At 67.2% G+C, this 19,856-nt stretch carries 21 protein-coding genes; 18 read left to right on the plus strand and 3 right to left on the minus strand.

The features are described from left to right. Nucleotides 1-127: 127 nt before the first annotated feature. A complete protein-coding gene (locus tag N4261_RS25510) occupies nucleotides 128-1,876 on the plus strand; it encodes a hypothetical protein (protein WP_261758051.1) in 1,749 nt (582 codons plus the stop codon). Between the two features lie 63 nt (nucleotides 1,877-1,939). Then, entirely contained in the window at nucleotides 1,940-2,359 is a 420-nt protein-coding gene (locus tag N4261_RS25515; RefSeq protein WP_261758052.1) for a type III secretion system chaperone family protein, read from the plus strand. A gap of 99 nt (nucleotides 2,360-2,458) precedes the next feature. On the opposite strand, the gene N4261_RS25520 is transcribed toward N4261_RS25515, so the two are convergent. Together N4261_RS25520 and N4261_RS25525 are read right to left on the minus strand one after the other, a co-directional pair. Continuing rightward, entirely contained in the window at nucleotides 2,459-3,076 is a 618-nt protein-coding gene (locus N4261_RS25520; protein WP_261758053.1) for a response regulator transcription factor, read from the minus strand. Nucleotides 3,077-3,202: 126 nt separating this feature from the next. Further along, on the minus strand, nucleotides 3,203-4,018 hold the full coding sequence (locus N4261_RS25525) for a lytic transglycosylase domain-containing protein (protein WP_261758054.1): 816 nt from the start codon (nucleotides 4,016-4,018) through the stop codon (nucleotides 3,203-3,205). 389 nt (nucleotides 4,019-4,407) lie between these two features. Here N4261_RS25525 and N4261_RS25530 point away from each other — a divergent pair, with 389 nt between their 5' ends. The 16 genes from N4261_RS25530 to sctT all read left to right on the plus strand — a co-directional run bounded on the left by N4261_RS25530 (nucleotide 4,408) and on the right by sctT (nucleotide 16,427). Next, entirely contained in the window at nucleotides 4,408-4,617 is a 210-nt protein-coding gene (locus N4261_RS25530; RefSeq protein WP_261758055.1) for a hypothetical protein, read from the plus strand. A gap of 119 nt (nucleotides 4,618-4,736) precedes the next feature. Next, nucleotides 4,737-6,674 carry a type III secretion system outer membrane ring subunit SctC gene (gene sctC / locus N4261_RS25535; RefSeq protein ID WP_261758056.1) on the plus strand — a complete coding sequence of 646 codons (1,938 nt, stop codon included), beginning with the start codon at nucleotides 4,737-4,739 and terminating at the stop codon, nucleotides 6,672-6,674. 40 nt (nucleotides 6,675-6,714) lie between these two features. Then, entirely contained in the window at nucleotides 6,715-7,764 is a 1,050-nt protein-coding gene (locus N4261_RS25540) for a secretion protein (protein WP_261758057.1), read from the plus strand. Next, complete coding sequence (locus tag N4261_RS25545) at nucleotides 7,764-8,027, plus strand: hypothetical protein (protein WP_261758058.1); 264 nt, start codon at nucleotides 7,764-7,766, stop codon at nucleotides 8,025-8,027. Before N4261_RS25540 ends, N4261_RS25545 begins: the two co-directional genes overlap by 1 nt. A 64-nt stretch (nucleotides 8,028-8,091) precedes the next feature. After that, the gene (locus N4261_RS25550; RefSeq protein WP_261758059.1) at nucleotides 8,092-8,496 is read left to right on the plus strand and encodes a hypothetical protein; all 405 of its coding nucleotides are present in this window, start codon (nucleotides 8,092-8,094) and stop codon (nucleotides 8,494-8,496) included. A gap of 264 nt (nucleotides 8,497-8,760) precedes the next feature. Then, on the plus strand, nucleotides 8,761-8,913 hold the full coding sequence (locus N4261_RS25555) for a hypothetical protein (protein ID WP_261758060.1): 153 nt from the start codon (nucleotides 8,761-8,763) through the stop codon (nucleotides 8,911-8,913). A gap of 89 nt (nucleotides 8,914-9,002) precedes the next feature. Then, nucleotides 9,003-9,218, plus strand: coding sequence for a hypothetical protein (locus N4261_RS25560; RefSeq protein WP_261758061.1), 216 nt, complete (start codon nucleotides 9,003-9,005; stop codon nucleotides 9,216-9,218). A 63-nt stretch (nucleotides 9,219-9,281) separates the two neighbouring features. Continuing rightward, the gene (locus tag N4261_RS25565; protein ID WP_261758062.1) at nucleotides 9,282-10,490 is read left to right on the plus strand and encodes a hypothetical protein; all 1,209 of its coding nucleotides are present in this window, start codon (nucleotides 9,282-9,284) and stop codon (nucleotides 10,488-10,490) included. Nucleotides 10,491-10,585: 95 nt separating this feature from the next. Continuing rightward, nucleotides 10,586-11,044 carry an HrpB1 family type III secretion system apparatus protein gene (locus N4261_RS25570; RefSeq protein ID WP_261758063.1) on the plus strand — a complete coding sequence of 153 codons (459 nt, stop codon included), beginning with the start codon at nucleotides 10,586-10,588 and terminating at the stop codon, nucleotides 11,042-11,044. A 110-nt stretch (nucleotides 11,045-11,154) separates the two neighbouring features. Further along, a complete protein-coding gene (locus N4261_RS25575) occupies nucleotides 11,155-11,541 on the plus strand; it encodes a hypothetical protein (protein ID WP_261758065.1) in 387 nt (128 codons plus the stop codon). A gap of 1 nt (nucleotide 11,542) precedes the next feature. Continuing rightward, entirely contained in the window at nucleotides 11,543-12,379 is an 837-nt protein-coding gene (sctJ, locus tag N4261_RS25580; protein WP_261758066.1) for a type III secretion system inner membrane ring lipoprotein SctJ, read from the plus strand. 5 nt (nucleotides 12,380-12,384) lie between these two features. Beyond that, entirely contained in the window at nucleotides 12,385-13,020 is a 636-nt protein-coding gene (locus N4261_RS25585; RefSeq protein ID WP_261758067.1) for a type III secretion protein HrpB4, read from the plus strand. Then, nucleotides 13,014-13,703, plus strand: coding sequence for a type III secretion system stator protein SctL (gene sctL, locus N4261_RS25590; RefSeq protein WP_261758069.1), 690 nt, complete (start codon nucleotides 13,014-13,016; stop codon nucleotides 13,701-13,703). The genes N4261_RS25585 and sctL overlap by 7 nt, the downstream gene beginning before the upstream one ends. Continuing rightward, nucleotides 13,700-15,022, plus strand: a complete 1,323-nt coding sequence (gene sctN / locus N4261_RS25595) for a type III secretion system ATPase SctN (RefSeq protein ID WP_261758070.1) — start codon at nucleotides 13,700-13,702, stop codon at nucleotides 15,020-15,022. The genes sctL and sctN overlap by 4 nt, the downstream gene beginning before the upstream one ends. Beyond that, complete coding sequence (locus tag N4261_RS25600; RefSeq protein WP_261758071.1) at nucleotides 15,022-15,537, plus strand: hypothetical protein; 516 nt, start codon at nucleotides 15,022-15,024, stop codon at nucleotides 15,535-15,537. The genes sctN and N4261_RS25600 overlap by 1 nt, the downstream gene beginning before the upstream one ends. Then, nucleotides 15,534-16,427, plus strand: coding sequence for a type III secretion system export apparatus subunit SctT (gene sctT / locus N4261_RS25605; RefSeq protein WP_261758072.1), 894 nt, complete (start codon nucleotides 15,534-15,536; stop codon nucleotides 16,425-16,427). Before N4261_RS25600 ends, sctT begins: the two co-directional genes overlap by 4 nt. A 151-nt stretch (nucleotides 16,428-16,578) precedes the next feature. Here the strand turns inward: sctT and N4261_RS25610 are convergent, their stop codons facing one another. Continuing rightward, entirely contained in the window at nucleotides 16,579-19,839 is a 3,261-nt protein-coding gene (locus tag N4261_RS25610) for a type I restriction endonuclease subunit R (protein ID WP_261758073.1), read from the minus strand. Nucleotides 19,840-19,856: the final 17 nt, after the last annotated feature.

The raw sequence follows: 19,856 nt of genomic DNA on the forward strand, positions 1-19,856 counted from the left end.
CTCGCCGCGGAGGACACGACCCACGCGAAGGCGATTCCAACGGGACGAAGGGGCCCGGGCCCGGTCATGGGGGCGTCACGGCAACGTCATCGGGTCTGCCGAGAGTGGGGTCCACACGAGGTACCCCATGACGAAGTCCCCCACGCTCAACACCGGCGCGAGCAGCGCGGCCATCCCGCTCACCACGATTCAGCCATCGACGAACACGCCCACCGGTACGGGCTCATCGTCCACCCCGTCCTTACCCCGCTCGCCGCAGCACCGCGGTCCGCCGACATCGGTGGAGCTGCAAGGCCTGAGCCGCCGCACGTCCTCCTCGAGCGGCTCGCCATCGCCACGCCAGTCCTTGAACGAGGTGCTGCAGCGGACGCCCCCCGCCGCGGGGGGATCTGTCTCCTCCCAGGCTGCCCAGCAGCAGCCAGAGGTCCTGCAGCGTGAGCCCACGCCGCCCTTGTCCCGCAGGGCTTCGAATGAAACGGATGGGCCGCCAACGCCGGTTCGGGATCACATCATCGAGATCGAGCGGGATCCCCCGTCCAACGGGCTCGTGCGGTCGTCGAGTACCCGGTCGGCGCCATCACCCACCGGTGGATTGCCTCCCCATGGGGATTACATCGCGCTGGCCTCGCCCACTCAGTCAGGCGGCGCGGAGGCCGCCGCGCTCACGCTGGGCCAGGGCGTGGCGCAAGCACGCGAGCAACTGCGTGCGAGTGGGAATGCGCAGGGCGGGGTGGCGCCCGCTGGCCCCGAACCTCATCCTGAACCTCAGCCCGAACCTGAGCCCGCTGGCAGGGTGGCCTTCTTCGCAGCGCAAAACGCGCGCCACGCGATTCCGGTGGCAGGCGTGCGAACTGTTGTGCAGGGGGTGCTGGCGCCGGAGATGGCCCGATTGCTGGTCTCGAATCCAAATGTCGCCCTGGGATTGCAGGTCGGGTTGACCGCTCTGTCGCTGGTCCGACGCATCGCGTCACAGATGCACAGCGAATCGGCTTCCACGGTCGCCAACCGCGCCTTCGCCGGCGAGGAAGCGGGCGAGAACAGCAGCACCGCGAGGCGCCTGTGGCAAGGCGCCCAGACCGTCGGCATCCTCGCGGGTGACGCAGCGGCGCTGAGCCTGAGCGTCATGGCGCGCAGCCATCCGCAATTGCAGTCGGTGGCCCAGTCGGTGGCGGCGATCCAGGTGATCGCCCATCTGCAATCACAGTTCCGCGAGATGCTCCGACCCGCGATCAACACGGTGCACGTCGGCAACCAGAAGGGCAACGTGGCCCAGCCACCCGAGGGCCGCAATCTGCGCGCTGCCGACATCCCGTTGAGCATGCGGGCTCAGTTCGGTGTCGCGGCTGCGGGCATCGATTTCACGGGTCAGCTGATTCAGCAGTTCGCCCTCGGCGGCCAACCCGCCTGGAACTCACCCCGCGGCATGGCGGTGCTGGCCGGGGCGATCGCCGGCGTGGCCAACATGTTGACCTCGTCGGTCGAGGATCACATGGTGGACCAAGCCTCGGCCCGACGCATGCAGGAGACCCACCACTCCCACGTCGCTCATCTGCACAATGATTTCCGCAACCCGTTCACCCGCGATGAACTGGGGCGGCAGGCCGAGCGCGTCGACACCCGGGTCTTCAACACCATGGTGCCGGCGCTCATGGCGCTGGGCGTGATGCAGGCGATCCAGACGCAGACCCCGCCCAATGCCAACGGCAGCCGGCCGGCCGATCAGATCGCCACCCAGGCCACGGTGCATGCGGTCTGCGCTGGTCTGGTGCTCGGCAGCCTGCTGGCGCTGACGGTCAAGTCTTATCAGCTCAACGACGACGTGCGCAAGCACAAAAGCAACGAACGCAAAGCCGCCGCGAATCCCGCAGCACCGTGACGTCTGACGTGTGCCGTCCGCAGCGCCTTTGACCCCGTCCCTCCTCCCATCACGGAACCCGCCATGAGTCATCCGATCCCCGAATCCACCCTGCCCTGGCTGCGCGGCGTCCACGCCGCCCTGGGCCTGAGCGAAGCCGATCATCAGCGCTGCGTGGCCCAGTCCGCGGTGGTGTTGGGCGATGTGCCCATCCTCTGGACCCGCACCCTCACCGGCGACGACTCGCAGCTGATGGCCCAGGCACTCATCGGGCCGGTCGGCACCACCGAGCAGGCCGCGCCGGTCCTGGAGGCCGTGCTGCACACCCAGCTGATGCTGTGCGGTCCGGCGATGCCGGTGTTCGGCTTCGACACCGGCAGTCGGTCGCTGATGCTGATGCAGGTGTTCTCCACCCAGCGCGACTCCGCCGAAGCGGCGGTGGCCCTGCTGCGGGCGATGCAACGCATCACGCTGGACACCCGCGAGGTGCTGACGGCCGTGTGAGGTCCGAGCCCCAGACTGAGACCGAGTCCGAGACCGAGGTCGGTGCTCAACGGCCCGGCCGTCCGGCGCATGCGCTGCCGGGCGGCCGGGCCGTTGTCGTCAGACCTCGAGGCGATAACCGACGCCGTAGACCGTCTGAATACGCGGACCGCCGGCGGGCCCCGGCTCGCCGTTGAACTTGCGGCGCAGCTTGTAGACATGCTGCTCGATGGTGCGGCGTCCGATGTCGCTGGAACGGCCCCAGATCTCGTTGGAGAGCGTCTGCATGCTGACCACACGGCCGAGGTTCTCGAACAGCGCCCAGGCCAGCGCGAACTCGCGCGCGGTGAGGCTCACCTCGCCGTGGCCGGTCGAGAGGATCTGGGTGGGCGCATGCAACGAATAAGGGCCGGCGCGCAGCGAGGTGGCCCGCTGCGCGTCCAACCGCGACTGGATGCGGCCGCGCAGGCGATGGATCAGCGGCTCGGCGCCGTCAGTGATGACGGCATAGTCATCCGCACCGCGTTGCAGCGCGCGCGAGATGCCCACCGAGTCGCCCAGGCCCACCACGATGACCGACAGCGGTCGGCCGGTGTGCAACCGCAAGGCGGTGAGCCAGCCATCGATCAGCGGGTCATGGTCTTCCAGCACCACCGCCTGGATGTCGTCGCTGCGCAAGGTCGCAAGCAAGGACGCGACATGGGTATGAAGGCTGGCCTCGAATCCGGCTTCTTGCAAGGCCGCGGCAACAAATTGCTCAAGTGTTCGGGAAGGGGCGAGGGTAGCGATTTTCACGAAGGGCAACCTTGAGGACCTTGGGGAGTTCCCACTGTCCTGAATGCCATCTTTCAAGTCCTTTACGTTTCATTCATTTGCATTTATGCCCCCCGAAACGCGGGGGCCAGGCACACCAACACGTGCGGTGATCTGACGCACGTAATCCTCCGTCTCGCGGTAGGGCGGAATGCGGTTGCCGTATCGGCTCACCGCGCCTTCACCGGCGTTGTAAGCGGCCAGCATCAGGTCCACGCGACCGTCATAGCGATCATGCAGACTGCGCAGGTGGCGCACGCCCACATCCACATTGATGCGGGGATCCAGCAGGTCCTGAGGCGAGGTCACACCGTATCGCGCGGCCGTGGCCGGCATCAGCTGCATCAAGCCCATCGCGCCCTTGGGCGAACGCGCGTTCGATTGATAACGCGACTCCTGAAAGATCAGCGCCGACACCAGCACCGGATCGAGCTGATGGCGGTCGCTGGCCGACTGAACCAAGGCCGCCAGCGCGGGCGGCATGGCCCGCCATTGCGGTGCGCCATCGGGGGCGTCCCAGCGCGATGACGGCCCCTGGATCACCGTCAGCCAGGAGGCTGCGCGCCGGCTGGGCATCGGCATGTCGCGCGCGTCCTCGATGCGCTGCGCCTGCGCGACCAGCCGCACCGGCTCGCAATGGTCGACCAGGTCCGGATGCCGCAGCCGCAGGTCCTCGACGAGCGTGTGCACCCTGCCATCGAGCAAGGTGCAGCGATAGCGAAGCACGGTATCGCTATCGGTATCGGTACCAGCCCCGGCGTTGGCGCGCGGACGCGCCACGCTCTGCGCTGTCGCGCCGGCCACGGAGGTCCCGATCGCTTGCGCAGACACCAACATCGGCGCCATCACAAAGGTCGTCACCACCATCGCGGAAGGCAGTGCCCACGCGCTCACCACGGCACGCCACGCGGTGCGTGGCAACCCGCGCGGCGGCCGTCGCTGCAACCGGTACCAAGCCGCTTCATATCGCCGTCCAGACCCATGCCACGTGGGCATGAGTCCATGCGTCGGCAACAACAACCATGACGACAGCATGCCCAGGGTTCTCCATGACGGAATGAAGACCCGGACTCTAGGCAAGCCGCACCGGACGGATCACGTCCATGCGAAGGCCGTCACCACGAGCCGAACCGCACCCGATCACGGGCCGACCCGCGGTCGTGCCACTTCGCCTGCGAGTCGTCCGCTTCGGGTCCGAACCGCGCGCCGTCGCGGTCCCCTTCTATGGTCCGGCCATCGCATCCATGGAGTCCGACATGAGTCACTCGATCAGCTCGACCACGGCCGCCACCAGCACCGCACCGACCGCGTCGACCGGCGCTACCGATGCCGCAGCGATGGAGAAGTTCGAAAGCCTGATGGGCCAGAACCTGATCATGCGCATGCAGCAGAACCAGCAGGCGATGACCAAGTCGATGAACAAGATGACCGACGCCATCAAGCAGTCGATGCAGGACGAGGAATAAGAACGTCGCGCGGCGCCCAGTGCGCAGCGCGCAGCGTCCGGAGCCCAGTGCTCACAGACCAAGCCCAAGCCCAAGACCCGAGATCAGAGTTCCGAGTTCCGAGAACAGGTCGTTCCATCGTGCATGCCCCCCGCCTTCGATTCCCCGTCCTTCCACAGGTGTGCCTGAGCCTGGCCCTGTGCGCGCCGCCGTTGGCCTGGGCGGCGCGGCAGACGCCCGAGACCCCACCGTCGGCCGACACGCCACCCGCCGCTGCAGCAACGCCTCCGGCCGCTCGCGCGCCAGCCGCCAAGACGCCGCGTGCCGCCAACCGGGTCTCGCGCCAATGGCGCAGCCAGCGTTTCGTCTACAAGGCCGAGAGCAAGCGGGTGAGCGAGGTGCTGCTGGACTTCGCCTCCAGCCAGGGCCTGCCCGCGGTGATGGCCGATGGGATCGAAGGCACGGTGCAGGCCAGCTTCGACACCACGCCGGAGAAGTTCCTGGACTCGATGACCCGGGCCTACGGCATCGTCTGGTATCACGACGGCACGGCGCTCTACTTCTACCCGGCCGGCTCGGTGCAGAGCCGCCTGTTCCGACTCAAGGGCTTCCGACGCGAACAGGTCGCGGAGCTGCTGGAATCGCTGCAACTCGGCGACAGCCGCTTTCCGCTGCGATTCAATGCCAGCGAAAGCACACTGCTGGTCTACGGACCGCCGCGCCATGTGGAGTTGATTGCCGCGGCGGTCGAGTCGCTGGACGTCGGCGCGATGGAACGCAATCGCAAGACGGTGCGGGTGGTGCCGCTGCGATTCGCCTCCGCCGGTGACCGCAACTTCGGACAGACCCGCATCCGCGGCATCGCCTCCACGCTGACCTCGCTCTACGGCGGCGCCACCAACGGCCCGGCAGCCGCAGCGGATGCGCCCACGATGGTCGAGGTGCAGCCCGAGAAGCTGCGCGCCATGCAGGGCGTGATGGGCCGCGACACCCGACTGGCCGATGTGATGGCGCGCAAGCCCGGGCAGGCCACCAGCGGCCAGCCGTCGCAGAAGGGCGCCGGCGCTGGCAGCAGTGCCCGCGGCCTGCAAAGCCCGGTGGATGATGAGACGCCGCCGGTCTTCGAGGCCGACGAGGGCACCAACTCGGTGGTGATCCATGGCCGACCGCAGCGCATGGATGAATACATCGACCTGATCCGCCGCCTGGATGTACAGCCGGTGCTGGTCGAGCTGGAAGCCACCATCATCGACGTCAGCAGCGACAGCATCGACTCGCTGGGCATCGACTGGAATGTGCGCGGCAGCAAGAGCAGCTTCGGTGTGAGCCAGCCCGCCAGCGACACCTCGGGCACCTTCACCCTGAGCACCTTGTGGTCCAACGCCGGGCGTGAGCTGATGGCGCGCATCAATGCGCTGAGCGCGCGGGGCAAGGCCCGGGTGATTGCCAAGCCGAAGGTGCTGGGCGTGGCCAACCGGCCCGCGGTGATGCGCGAGAAGCGCGTGGTGACGGTGCGGGTGGCAGGCAACCTCGAGGCCAATGTGTTCCAGATCGAGGCCGGCACCTTGCTGCAGGTCACGCCGCAGATCACCTCGATTGCCGATGGGACCGGCGTGTCCCGCCGCATCAAGCTGTCGCTCTACATCGAGGACGGCAGCTTCGAGGCCGATCGGGTGGACAACGTGCCCATCGTCAAGCGGACCGAGATCATGACCGAGGCCCATGTGGGCGAAGGCGAAAGCCTGCTGATCGGCGGCATCACCACCACCAACCAGTCCACGCGGCGCGACGAGGTGCCGGTCCTGGGACGGGTGCCGGTGCTGGGCGGGCTGTTCCGTCAGACCTCGGAACTGTCGGGCTCCAGCGAACGGCTCTTCCTGATCTCGCCGCGACTCATCCGTGAGCCGGCGGACCTGCCGCCCACGGCCGCCGGCACGAACAACGGCACGGCCGGCAATGCCGCACCAGGGCAGCCTCGCGGCATGCAGGCGCCGCTGCCACCGGCTTCGGTGCCCGCACCGTCGGTGTCGACACCGGTGCCCGAATCGTTCATGCACGACGCGGGCTCCGCGTCCTGAGCACCGCCTCTTCACGGTCACGCATCCGGATTCGCAAACCATGAAGCAGCTTCGCATCCTCACCGGTCTGCACGCAGGGGCGCAATTACTGTTGACCCGTCGGCACTACCGAATCGCCAGCGATGAAGAGGCCGACCTGCAGATCAGCGATTGGGACCAGCCCGCGCTGATCCTGATGTTCGACGAAGCGGTCGACCCGATGGGCGACCATGAAGGATCCGCCGTGTCTCTCGCCCTCCATGTCTCCGGCAACGACGGTCAGCCCGCCAGCCCTCTGGGCCGGCTGGTCGACTTCATGCCGCGACGCTTCGGAGACATCGTGCTGTGCGCCGGCCCCGATGGCGCCGCCTGGCCGAGCGACATGACCCTGATGCAGGCGCTGATGGCCCCGCCCCCGGTCCAGGCGCCACGTCAAAGCGCCTCCACCCGCATGAAGGTCGGTGCGGTGGTGTGCGTGGCCGCGCTGACGGCGGGACTGGCGATCGTGGTCTCCACCCAGACGGTGGCCTCGGCCACCGCCACCGCGCCGATCCGTCCGCTGGAGCGGGTGCAGCGGGCTTTGTCCACGGCGGGCGTCCTGGGCCTGACGGTGCGCCAGATCGATCGTCGTGTGGTGGTCGAAGGCCTGCTGCCGGACAGCGCCGCCACCGCCCGGGTGCGTGCCGCGCTGCAGCCCTTCGGCGAAGACCAGTTGCTGCACCGCTATGCCGCCGCCAGCGACCTGGTGCGCCAGATTGGCGATGCCTTGAATCAACCGGGCCTGCGGGTGAGCTACCGCGGCCAGGGCGTGTTCGCGGTCGAGGGCCAGTCGCCCGATCCTGCGCAGCTCCAGAACGAAGCCCGCCGTGTGGCGACCGACATCGGCCCCTTGGTCGCCCGCATCGAGGTGCTGGCCACCGAGACGCTGCCGACCTCCCGCGCCCGTGTGGGCGCCATGCTCAACGACGACGGCCTGCAGTACGTGCAGACCGCCGACGGCATCAAGCACCTCTCGTTGCGGACCCCGGTCGCGGACACCTCGTCCAACACCGAGCCCGCCTCCGCGCCCGTCAATCCCGGCGTCAACCCCTCACCTCTCGGAGAACCCTGATGGACAACCCCATCGAGCAGACCGTGTTCGCGGACCTCGCGCACATCGAGAAGACCCTGACCGACGACCTGAGCGGCGAACGCACCCGCGCCATGCTGAGCTACTTCGACACTGTGGCGCAGACCAGCGAAAGCCATCTGCAGACGCCGCTGCCGGATGCGGAGCGCCAGCTCACCTCGCAGCTGATCGAAGGCTTCCGTGCCTCGCAGCGCATCGTGCGCCATGTGTGGGAATCGATCCACACCGCCTCGCTGCCGGCCTGAGCCCGGCCCGTCCCGACCGACTCACGTTTCTCGTCACGCCCAGAACGTCCACAAGGAGACCCCGATGGCCGCTGAAGCCCCGACCCCCGACGCGTCCGGCTACCCGCTGGTCTACCGCAACCTGATGGCGGTGGGGCTGCTGGGTGCCGTGTACCGGGCCCGTGACGATGCCGACACGGTCAGCGCGGCCGTGGAGCTCACGCTCGACGACCCGACGCCGTTCCGCGTGTGCCGCGCCATCGCCCACAGCATCGGGGGCGATGCGGAGTACGCCTCGTCGACGCTCGGCCAGCATGTGGAGGCCCATCCGGACGACGAGGGCGCCAAGGTCGCGCTGGCCACCGCCTTCTTGCTGGCGCGAGACGCGCGGTGGAAGGGGATCCTGGACGAGATCCTGGCCACCAGCGCCGACCAGAACGTGCGCCAGGCCGCCAATGGTGTGCTGGCCTACGCGGCGACGCTGCAATGAAGACGCGGCCCGATGGCCGCGGATGAATCCACGACGTCGCCGGTCGAAGGGCCGGCGGCGCCAGAGAACCACGGATCGATCGAATCCCAGGTCCGAAGGACCCGCCGATCGACAGTGTTTGGTGGAACGAATAGGTCGTTCCATCTTTTTCGGGTGCCTCGCGGCGCCTTCATTCCGGAAGTCACCTTCCGTATCAACTAGGAGAGAGTCATGTCTGGTGGAGCAGCAATCGGTGGTGCGCAATCGGCTGGCAGCACCGCAACCATGGACCAAATGATGGGCCAGATGGAAGCGCAGAACGTTCAGCAAATGAAGAACAACCTGCAAATGGGCCGCATGAGCCAAGAGGCCTCCATGTCGGAAGCCCTGGGCAAGAAGTTCAAGGCCTCCGGCGACAGCGTCAAAGGCCTGGTCTGACGTCATCGCACTGAACACGCCGGCCCCTGGTGGGCTGGCGTGTTTTTCACGGCGTCGGTGGGCACACCGCGCCGTGCAGGGAGAACTCCATGTCGATCTCAAGCTCGGGAGCGGCGATCGGCGGCGCGCAGTCCGCAGGCGCATCCGCCACGGCGCAAGCCCTGATGGACCAGCTGGCGGCGCAAAGCAAGCAGACCATCGCGAACAACCTGGCCATGGGTCGCATGAGCCAGGAATCGGCCATGTCGGAAGCCCTCGGCAAGAAGTTCAAGGCGGGCGGCGACAGCGTCAAGGGCCTGGTGTGACCGGGGACTTCCTCCACGCCGCGTCATCGCCTCACCGCATCAATCATTGTCGGAGCATTGAACATGAGCATGATCATTCAATCGCCGCTGAACCTGGCGCTGCAAGGGATTGAGAACAGTCCCCTGGGCGGCATTCAGCAGGCACTGCAAGGCCTTCAACAAGGCCTGCAAGGACTGCAGCAGCTGCTGCAACCGCTGGACAACCTCTTGAAGAATCCGCTGGCCAGCGCCCTGAGCGCGGCCGGCCAAGGCGTGAGCCAGGCCCTGGGCGGCCTGAGCCAGGCCATGGGCGCGCCGCTGAGCGGCCTGACGCAGGCGCTCGGCGGCCTGGGTCAGGGCCTGGGCGGTCTCGGCCATGCGCTGGAAGGTCTGACCCAAGGCCTGAACCAGGCGCTGGGCGGCCTGACGCAGGGTCTGGGTCAAGGCCTCGGTCAAGGCTTGGGCCAAGGTCTGGGCCAGAGCCTGGGCGGTCTCACCCAAGGCCTGAACGGTCTGAACCAGGCACTCGGCGGCCTGGGCCAGGCGGCGCTGCAAGGCGCGGGCGGCAACGTGATGAACGCGCTGGGCTCGGCCATCGAAGGCCTGGGTGGCGCGCTGGGCGCTGCCGGCGCCCTGGCCGGCACGCTCAACGCCCTGGGCAACCAGGGTCTGCTGGGCGGCGCCGGCGGTCCGATGAATGCGGACCGCGCGGAATCGGCGCTCGCCAAGGGCATGCTGGGTTCCGGCATGACCAAGATGACGTCCAAGGACCTGGATGACGCCGCCAGCGGCATTCGTCCCAAGGGCATGAAGCCGGAAGACTTCACGCCCGAATTCCAGGCCGCCTGCAAGTTCCTCAAGAGCGACGAGGGCAAGGGCGCACTGCGCAAGCTCGACACCGCCGATGCGGACAACGCTGGCAAGGGCATCTTCGGCGGCCGTCCGGACGGCACGATCGGCATCGGCGACCTGTCCGCCTCGCTGCAGAAGAAGGGTCTGGACGCCGGCCAGCGCGACGCGGTCTCGACGCTGCGCGAGAACTTCAATGCGCTGTCCAAGGACGGCAAGACCTTCGATCTGGACACCGTCAAGGACGTGGCCCAGGGCAAGGCCATGCCCGATGGCAACCAGCCCAGCTTCCAGCTGATGCAGGCCTGCCAGAAGTTCCTGCAGGACAAGGCCCTGAGCTTCGCTGCGGACAACGCGCAGAAGATCTCCGAGGGCAAGGCCGACCAGCGCGGCGACAACAAGTTCAGCCTCAAGGACCTGGACAAGACCCTGGCCCGCGGCTGATCTGAGCGGACCAGCCCCCGCGCGGCATTGCCTGGCGCGCGGGGGTGTCTCCCGGATCCCTGACCCGACGCCTCAACGAGAAGCATGGAGCGGAAATGATCGATTCCTCACTGCAACGCAAAGAATTCGTCTCCGGCCTGGTGGGCCTGGTGAGCATGGCCGTGGACCGCGAGCGGCTCGACGACGCGGAAACCCTGCTGGGCGCGGTGCGCCTGCTGCGCCCCAAGGTCTCCGAGCTGGACTTCTTCGAGGCGTGGATCGCGATGAAGCGCGGCCACTGGTCGGATGCGATGCGCACCCTGCGCAACCTGGATGCCGCCGCGCCCGAATGGAGCACCGCCAAGGCCTTCCTCGCCTACTGCCAGTTCGCCACCGGCGACATGGGCTGGCGCGACACCGCCCAGGATGTGCTGCACACCTCCACCAATCCGGAGGCCCTGGACATGGTGCGCACCCTGCTCAATCCGGACGAGGCGCAGGACAGTGCAGAGGAAGCAGCTGCCGTCCCCAGCCTGCCGCTGGAACTGTCGCACGTCGCTTACATGCGGGCCTGATCCCGGCCGCACCCGGCGACGGTGCCGGCTGGCGTGCCGGCCGAGGCGGCGCATTGCCGCATTGCCGAAGGTGCCGCTGTCACTGCCTCTGGCGTTCCAAGGAGACCACGATGACCGATCCGATCCAGGCGATTTCCGTGCACGAGGTGATGCGCCAGGCCGCCGCCCCCGGCCCGGACCTGCAGGCGCAGGCGCAGAAGTTCGAGCAGTTGATGGCCCGCGAGCCGCAGCCGGACGCGAGTGCCGCGCAGGCAATGAACGGCCCGGATTCGACGATGACCAAGACGCTGCACACGCTGGACGAGGCCTCCCGCCACGTGACCGCGGACATGCAGCGCTTCGTCGCCGAGGCCCCCACCATGGACCTGCAGGAGCTGACCACCCGCTCCATGGAGCTCAACCTGCAGGTGGCGACCCAGGGCCTGCAGTTCACCGCCTGCACCTCGGTGGCCCAGAGCAGCAAGAACGGCCTGCAGACGTTGATGAAGAACCAATGACATGAACGCCGCCGCTGTCCCCCGCGTTCCCACCCGGTTCCCGCTGACGGCGCCCGCAAGTGCCTCAGCGGTCGGCGCCGTGCGGCGCCGGCTGAGCCTGCTGGTGCTGATGGCCCTGCTGTGCCTGCTCAGCGCCTGCAAGACCGACCTCTACACCAAGCGGACCGAGGCCGAAGCCAACGAGATGGTGGCGGCCTTGCTGGGCCGCGGCGTGGACGCCGAGAAGAAGACCAGCGACGCCGGCAAGACCTGGAACGTCGCGGTGGACGAGAAGGACGTGGTGAATGCCCTCAGCATCCTGCGCGCCAACGGCCTGCCGACCGACAAGTACGTCTCGCTGGGCGACATGTTCAAGAAGGAAGGGCTGATCTCCACGCCCACCGAGGAACGGGTGCGCTTCATCCACGGCGTGTCGCAGGAGCTGTCGAGCACGCTGTCCAAGATCGACGGGGTGATCGTCGCCAAGGTGCACATCGTGCTGCCCAACAATGATCCGATGGCCACCACGGTCAAGCCGTCCAGCGCGTCGGTGTTCGTCAAGTACCGGCCGGAGATCGATGTGCCGATGCTGGCGCCCTCCATCAAGAGCATGGTCGCCCGGAGCGTGGAGGGCCTGACCTACGAGAACGTCACCGTCACGCTGGTGCCCGGCGCGATGCTGCCGGTGGCCAGCGCGCCGGTGCCGGTCGATGCCTGGTGGGCCTGGCTGGCCGGCGGTGTCCTGGCCCTGCTGGCACTGGTCGGCGGCGCCTTCGGGCTGGTGGTGTGGAAGAAGCCCGCCTGGCTGCCCTTGCCACTGGCGCGCCGCTTCGGCGTGGCAGCCCCCAGCCAGGCTTGACGACCATGGTCACCGCTGAACAGCAGGCCAGTTGGGCGCTGGCGTTCGGCCACAAGCTGCAGGGCCTGATCGACGACCTGGATGCCGAATGGCGCGAAGAGGTGATGACCCCCTGGGCCTTCGTCGATGCGATGCCGGAGGCCGACGCCCGCCGCCTGATGCCGCGGCTGTGGAGCGGCCGTCTGCGCGCCGCCGGTGGCCTGCCCCGGCTGCGGCGCTTTGCCGACCCGCTCACCCGCTTGTGCCTGCTGCCGCGCGGCGACCTGCTGCATCGTCTGTGCACGATCGCGCTGGCGCGACGCCCCGGCGTGCTGCGCTGCTGCATCGACCGCAGCGTGCGCGCGCCGCTGCAACGCGCGCTGGGCGACAGCTTCGATGCGCTGGCCGCCATGAGTCGCAGCGGCAAGCCGGTGGATGCCGCCACCGCCAATTGGTCCCCGGTGGTCTGGGCCTGCGTGGGCTTTGCCGACTGGTCCGCGCAGCTCGCGCCGGAAGACGACGCGGTGCGACAGATCGTTCAACTCTCCATGCCGCGCACGCTGCTGGCAGATGTCCTGGCGCAGCCTGACGTGCCCGCCGATCGCGGCGTTACCGAATCACTGGCCGCCTTGGCCGATGCAGGAGTGAACTGGCCATGCTGATCTGGTGGCAAGGCGAGGCGGCCCGGGCCGGCGCGGACCACGGTGTGGTGCGGGCCGCCGACGTGGCGGTGTTGCGGGAAGTCGCCACCGTGCGTCGCGATGCGGCCGAACGGGCGGATGAGCTGCTGGCCGACGCCCGCGCCCAGGCCGAGCAGATCCTGGCTGACGCACGGGCCGAGGCCGAGGCCCTGCTGACGCAGGCCCAGGCGCGCATCGAAGCCGCCTGCGAAGCCGGCCGCGCCGAAGGCGAGCGTCAGGCCGCCCTGGCCTGGCATGAACGGCAGGCCGACCAGGCGGTGGACCAGGCCAAGGTGGTGCGCGGTCTGCATGAGCGCCTGGCCGATGTGGTGACCAGCGCGGTCGAGCGGATCGTCCAGACCGAGGGCCGCGCTGCGCTCTATCAACGGGCGCTGAAGAGCGTGCAGTCGCTGTCGCGCTCGGCCACGGCGCTCACGCTGCGGGTCAGCACCGCCGACTTCGAGGCGGCGCGCGATGGCATCGCGGCGGTGCCCGATCTGCAGGCGGCGGGCCTCACGGTGGAGGTGGTGGTGGACCCGGCGCTGCCGTCGGGCAGTTGCCTGTTCGAGTCCGACATCGGCGTGGTGGATGCGAGTCTCACCACCCAACTGGATGCGCTGCGTGCCGCGATGTCGCGGGCGGTGCGCCGAGCGGTGGCCGAATGAACCTGAAGGACCTCAGCCATTGGATGGAGCTGGAGCTCTCCGGCGCCGAGATCATTCATCGCAGCGGCAAGGTGACCGAGGTGGTGGGTACGCTGGTGCGCGCCAGCGGACTTTCCGCCAAGCTTGGCGAGATGTGCCATCTGCTGGATGCCGGCGGCCAGCTGCTGCAGGTGGCCGAAGTGATCGGCTTCTCCCAGGGGCAGACCATCCTGTCGCCCTTCGGCTCGATCCTCGGCGTGAGCGCGGGTCAGACACGGGTGGTCGGACTGGGTCAGATCCAGAGCATTCCCGTGGGCGATGCGCTGCTGGGCCGGGTGGTGGACAGCCTCGGCCAGCCGGTCGACGGTGGCCCGCCGCTGGTGTGCGACGAGTCGCGACCCGTGTTCGCGATGCCGCCCAGTCCGATGGACCGCGAGATGATCGAGCACCCACTGCCCACTGGCGTGAAGGTGATCGACGGCATGATCACCCTCGGCGAAGGCCAGCGCATGGGCATCTTCGCGCCGGCCGGCGTCGGCAAGAGCACCCTGATGGGCATGCTGGCGCGCGGCACCCAATGCGACATCAGCGTGATCGCGCTGATCGGCGAACGCGGCCGCGAGGTGCGCGAGTTCATCGAGATCATCATGGGCAAGGAAGGCATGGCCCGGTCGGTGGTCGTGTGCGCCACCTCGGACCGGTCCTCGATCGAGCGCGCCAAGGCCGCCCATGTGGCCACCGCCATCGCCGAGTACTTCCGCGACCGCGGCCTGCGGGTGCTGCTGATGATGGACTCGCTCACCCGCTTCGCCCGCGCCCAGCGCGAGATCGGCCTGGCGGCGGGCGAGTCACCGGCCCGGCGCGGTTATCCACCGTCGGTCTTTGCCGAGATTCCTCGGCTACTGGAACGCACCGGCATGGGCGCCACCGGCTCGATCACCGCGCTCTACACCGTGCTGGCCGAGGACGACAGCGGCAGCGACCCGATCGCGGAAGAAGTGCGAGGCATCCTGGACGGCCACATGATCCTGTCGCGCAAGATCGCCGCGCGCAACCAGTATCCGGCCATCGATGTGCTGGGCAGCTTGAGCCGGGTGATGTCGCAGATCGTGCCGGCCCCGCATCAGAAGGCCAACGGCACCTTGCGCAAGCTGATGGCCAAGTACGACGAGATGGACATGCTGATCCAGATGGGCGAGTACAAGCCCGGCAACGACGCACTGGCCGACGAGGCGGTGCGCAAGCATGCCGCCATCCGCGAGTTCCTGAACCAGGCCACCAGCGACCTGCGTCCGTTCGAGCAGACCGTGGCCGAGCTGCAGGCCTTGGTCGACGGATGATGGACCTGCGCTCGCTGAAGACACTGCTGTGGGTCAAGCGCCGCCGACTGGAACCGCTGGAGCAGCAGGTGCAGGCGGCCGCCGCGCACCTGGCGGCCACGCAGCAGGCCCATGACGCGGCGGTGCACCAGCACGCCCTGAGCGTGGCCAATGAAGCGACGTGCGCGGCCAAGATCCAATCCCTGGGCAGCGACGGTGGCTTCCGGCCCGATGAAGCGGTCACCTTGACGTTGGTGCTGCAAGGCCTGTCGGATCTGGTCCGCCAGGCCGCCGAGGCGGAGCAGGCCGCCGCCGCGCAGGTCGTGCAGGCCCAGGCGCGACTGGTGGCGGCGCGGCAGGCGCTGCAGCGCGCTGAGCGGCAGATCGAGCAGTTGGAGGATCGCCGGCAACAGCGGCTCAAGCAGATCGATCAGGAAGGCGAAGACACCCAGGACGAAGAGAGCGAGGAAGCGGCCGTCGCCCGCAAGGTGGCACAGCGGCGTGAACAAGCGGCCTTCGCGGAGCAGCACGCATGAACGACATGTTCTCCAGCTTCTCGGCGGTGATGGGCGCGGGCGCCGTGCTCAAGGACGCCGTGATGCTGCTGGCGGTCTGCCTGCTGCGGGTCTACGCCATCTTCCTGGTGCTGCCGGCCACCACCGACCAAAGCCTGCAGGGCAATGTGCGCAACGGCGTGTGCCTGTGCCTGGCGATCTTCATCGCCTGGGGCCAGCCGGCCAGCCTGGTGCACAACGTGGACATGGTCCAACTGGCGATCATCCTGGGCAAGGAGGCGCTGATCGGGCTGATGCTGGGGTTCGCCGCCTCCACCGTGTTCTGGGTGGCCGAAGGTGTGGGCGTGCTGATCGACAACCAGGCGGGCTACAACAACGTCCAGCAGACCAACCCGCTGAGCGGTGAGCAGAGCACGCCGGTGGGCAACCTGCTGTCGCAGCTGGCCATCGCGGGCTTCTACCTGCTGGGCGGCATGATGGTGCTGACCGGGCTGCTGTTCGATTCCTTCAACTGGTGGCCGATCGGCAGCCTGACGCCGGCGTGGTCCAACATCCTGGAGGACTTCATCCGCGTCCAGACCGGGAACTACCTGGAGATGATGGTCAAGATCGCCGCGCCCGCGATGCTGGTGCTGACGCTGATCGACCTGGGCTTCGGCATCCTGTCCAAGTCCGCAGAGAAGCTGGAGCCCAACAACCTGGCGCAGCCGATCAAGGGCGCGGTCGCGATCGCGATGCTGTCGCTGCTGGTGGTGGTGTTCTTCGAACAGGTCCGGCCGGCGCTGGCGCTGCAGACGCTGTCTAGCGAGATGGCGCAATGGAGCCGGGCGGGGAGGCAGGAGCAGGCTGCAGAACCCCGCGGAGCGACGGGATCGTCGCCGGCTGCGTCAGGGGTGGACGCGGGGCGGTGAGCGGCAGATTCCGATAAGCTATCGACGGTTTACTCGTGTCGGGGCGCGCCGATCTAGGGCGCATCGGGCCTTCCTAGGCGGCGTCGGCTGTCTCCCGAGAACACGTTAGGCGGCTAAGGAGACTGCATGAGCCGATCCAAACGCGTTCAGTTCAGGCAGCCCATTTCTTACCCCTGGCCGCGTACTCCACGGCAAGGTCATAAACGTTGTCGCACTTCTGCTTAAACGTCGTGCGGTCGTAGCTGTCGGGCAGGTCGACGTCCAGTACACGCTCAATCTCTGCCCGCACCTGCTTCTGCGTCTGTGCGCTCTGGTGCCAGTTCTGGATCAGCACTCTGGGCTGTTGCTCCACGAGGCGCTTCAGCAGATGCTTGGCTGCGAGCTTAACGCGCTGGGTCTCATCCTGCGTCAGTGACTCCTTCTTGAGCAGGTCGAACAGCTCCAGCTCGTCCTCGGTCAGGCCCTCGCGGATGTGCCGTTCGGCCTCTTGCTTGAGCTCCTGGGCATAGGCAGTCAGCTCGTCGTAGTAGTTCTCGGTAGACGTGGCGCCGGAGTTGTAGGCGTCGATCACCCGCTGCAGTCGCTGGATGAAGTCCGTACGCGTGCTGTTTTGAGCCAGCATCTCGGCCAACTTGCGCTGTAGGAAGGCCTGCAGGTCGGCAATCTGGATGTTCTTGAACGGCGCACGCTTGAACTCCTCGCGCAGCTTCTCGACATTCACTGTGCTCAAGTTCCAGGCCTTGCCGCGCTGCACAATCTTGTACTGTGCCTCGAACTCCTTGGCCGAGAAGGCCTCGACGTTGTCCACCACCACGCTGGCGTCCAGGAGCGCCTCGATGCGCTGCACCGCGCAGTCGATGTCAGCCCCCTCGACGATGCTGTCCATTACGCCGCGCAGATACTGGAAGGCCGACACCACACGGCTCAGCTTGCGGCCGAGCACCTCGGGCTTGCAGGCCTCGTAGAGCGAGGAAATCGTGTTCTCGTAGACGTTGAAGGATTTGCGCTGCTCGTCACTTGCCAGAAGCGTGTCTGCAAAGCCGTTGAACTGGCCTAGCTTGGTGAACACGTCACCACGTTCCAGCGCCTCGTGCAGTGGAACGCCCTGGACGTGGCAGTACGCCAAGCCCTGGTCGATGGCTTCGTCCAGCAGAGTGAACAAATGGCTCTTGTCTCGCACCGGCAGCTCGTCATCCTCCGGGCCTGCGGCGTAGTCGCGCAAGGCCCTCTTCATGCGGCGGAAGACGTTGTAGTAATCCACGATCTCGCCATGCCGCTTGACCACGCCCAGGATCTCATGGCCGCTGACCCGGTTAGCCCGCGCGATGGTCTGCATCAGCGTGTGGCCCTGCATGGGCTTGTCCAGGTACAGCGTGCTCACCGTCGGCGCGTCGAAGCCCGTCAGCCACATCGCGCAGACGAACACCAGTTGCAACGGGTGCTCCGGGTCCTTGAAGTTGAACTCGATGTCGTGGCTGTGCTCATCTAGCGCGTTCATACGCTGCCGGTGCGGCTTGATGTCCAAGCCCTTCTTGGCGAACTTTTCGTCCTCGCCGGCCTCTTCGCTGACGATCACTGCCATCTGCACCGCGCCCATCCAGGCCTTGAGCTGCTTCAAGCGCTGGCGCTCCACGTCGTTGGTCGTCGCGGTGATACGGCCGTTCAGCGCCTTGATCTCGGCTTTCCACAACGTCTGCACTTTGTCGAACATCGTCACGGCGGTGAACTTGTCCACCGAGATAACGATGCCCTTGCCCAGGTAGCCGCGGCGGGGGAAGTGATAGACGATGTCGCGCGCAATCGTGTCCAATCGATCCTCGCGTTTGACGACCTCCATCTCCTGCGCAAAGCGCTTCTCCAGCTTCTCCTGCGCCTCGCCGTCCAGGTTTTCGTCTTCCAGGATCGCAGCGAACTCTTCGCTCAGATCGTCGTTCTGGATCAACACCTCCGGCACGCGCTTCTCGTAGAACAGCGGCACGGTGGCGCCGTCCTCCACGCTCTGCTGGAAGTTGTACTCCGACACATAGTCGCCAAACCACGCATTGGTCTTGCGCTCCTGGCCCAGCAGCGGCGTGCCAGTGAAGGCCAGGAAGTTCGCATTCGGCAGGCCGGCGCGCATGTTCTCGGCCAGGCCCGCGTACTGCGTGCGGTGCGCCTCGTCCACGATGACAACGATGTCGTCGCGCTCCGACAGCTGCGGGTAGTCCCTGCCCTTCTCGAAGCGGAACTTCTGGATCAGCGTGAACACCACGCGCTTGTTCTTGCCCAGCATCTCGCGCAATTGCGCGCTGCCCTTGGGCCGCACATCGTCCTTGGGCGCCACCACGCCGGTGTGCAGGAAGTTGCGGTAGATCTGCCCGTCCAGGTCGTCGCGGTCGGTCACCACCAGGAACGTGAAGTTGCCGGTGAGCTTGCGGAAGATCTTGCGCGTGTAAAACACCATCGAGAAGCTCTTGCCCGAGCCCTGGGTGTGCCAGAACACCCCCAGCTTGCCGCCCAGCTCACGGCGGTGCTTGAACTGCTCGAAGGCGTTGTTCACGCCGATGAACTGGTGGTTCTGGGCGATGATCTTCTGCGTCTCGCGGTAGAACACGCAGAAGTTCTCCACGTAGTCCAGCAGGCGCTCCGGCATCAGCAGGCCCAGCACCGCCCGCTCCACACTCAGGCCCTGGGCGGCAATGGCCGGGCGGTCCAGCTTTTCCTTCTCGTCGTCCACTCGCAGCCATGTGAAGAAGTGCTCCCACTGCGCCGTGATGCTGCCCAGCCGGGTCTCGATGCCATTGCTCAGCAGACACAGCGCATTGGCGGTGAAGAGCTGCGGGATCTCGGCCTTGTAGGTCGTGAGGTTGTCGTCGAAGGCCGCGCGAAGCTTCACGTTGCTGTTCTTCAGCTCGATGAACACCAGTGGCAGGCCGTTGACGTATAGCAGCACGTCGGGCCGGCGGTAGCCGTGCTCACCACGCACCCAGAGCTGGCTTACCGCCAGGTAGTGGTTGCGGCCGGTGCGCGGGTCGGGAGCCTCGAAGTCGATGACCTTCAGCCGCTCGGTCACCATCTGCCCCGCCTGCGGCCCGATCTCGGGCTTGTAGGTCACAGGCACGCCGTCGCGGATCAGCGCGTCCATCTCCCGGTTAGCCGCCACCAGGCTCATCGCCGTACGCGGCTGCACCAGTTGCGCCAGGGCGTGGTCCACGGCGTGAGCCGGGGCTTGTGGGTTCAGCCGCTCCAACGCGGCGCGCACACGGTCGGCCAGGATCACCTCGCGCTTGTCGGCACGGCCAGAGCCATCCTTCAGATCATCCGGCTGGGTCGTGAAGCAGTTCAACGCGTTAAAGCCGCACAGATGCTGTAGCCGCTGGAGCAGGGCCCGCTCGATGTCGTCTTCGCTGATGAAATTTTTCGCTGCGGCCATGGCACCTCCCTGGTGTT

Origin of the sequence: Roseateles amylovorans, from assembly GCF_025398155.2 — a bacterium.
GTDB lineage: Bacteria > Pseudomonadota > Gammaproteobacteria > Burkholderiales > Burkholderiaceae_C > Roseateles > Roseateles amylovorans.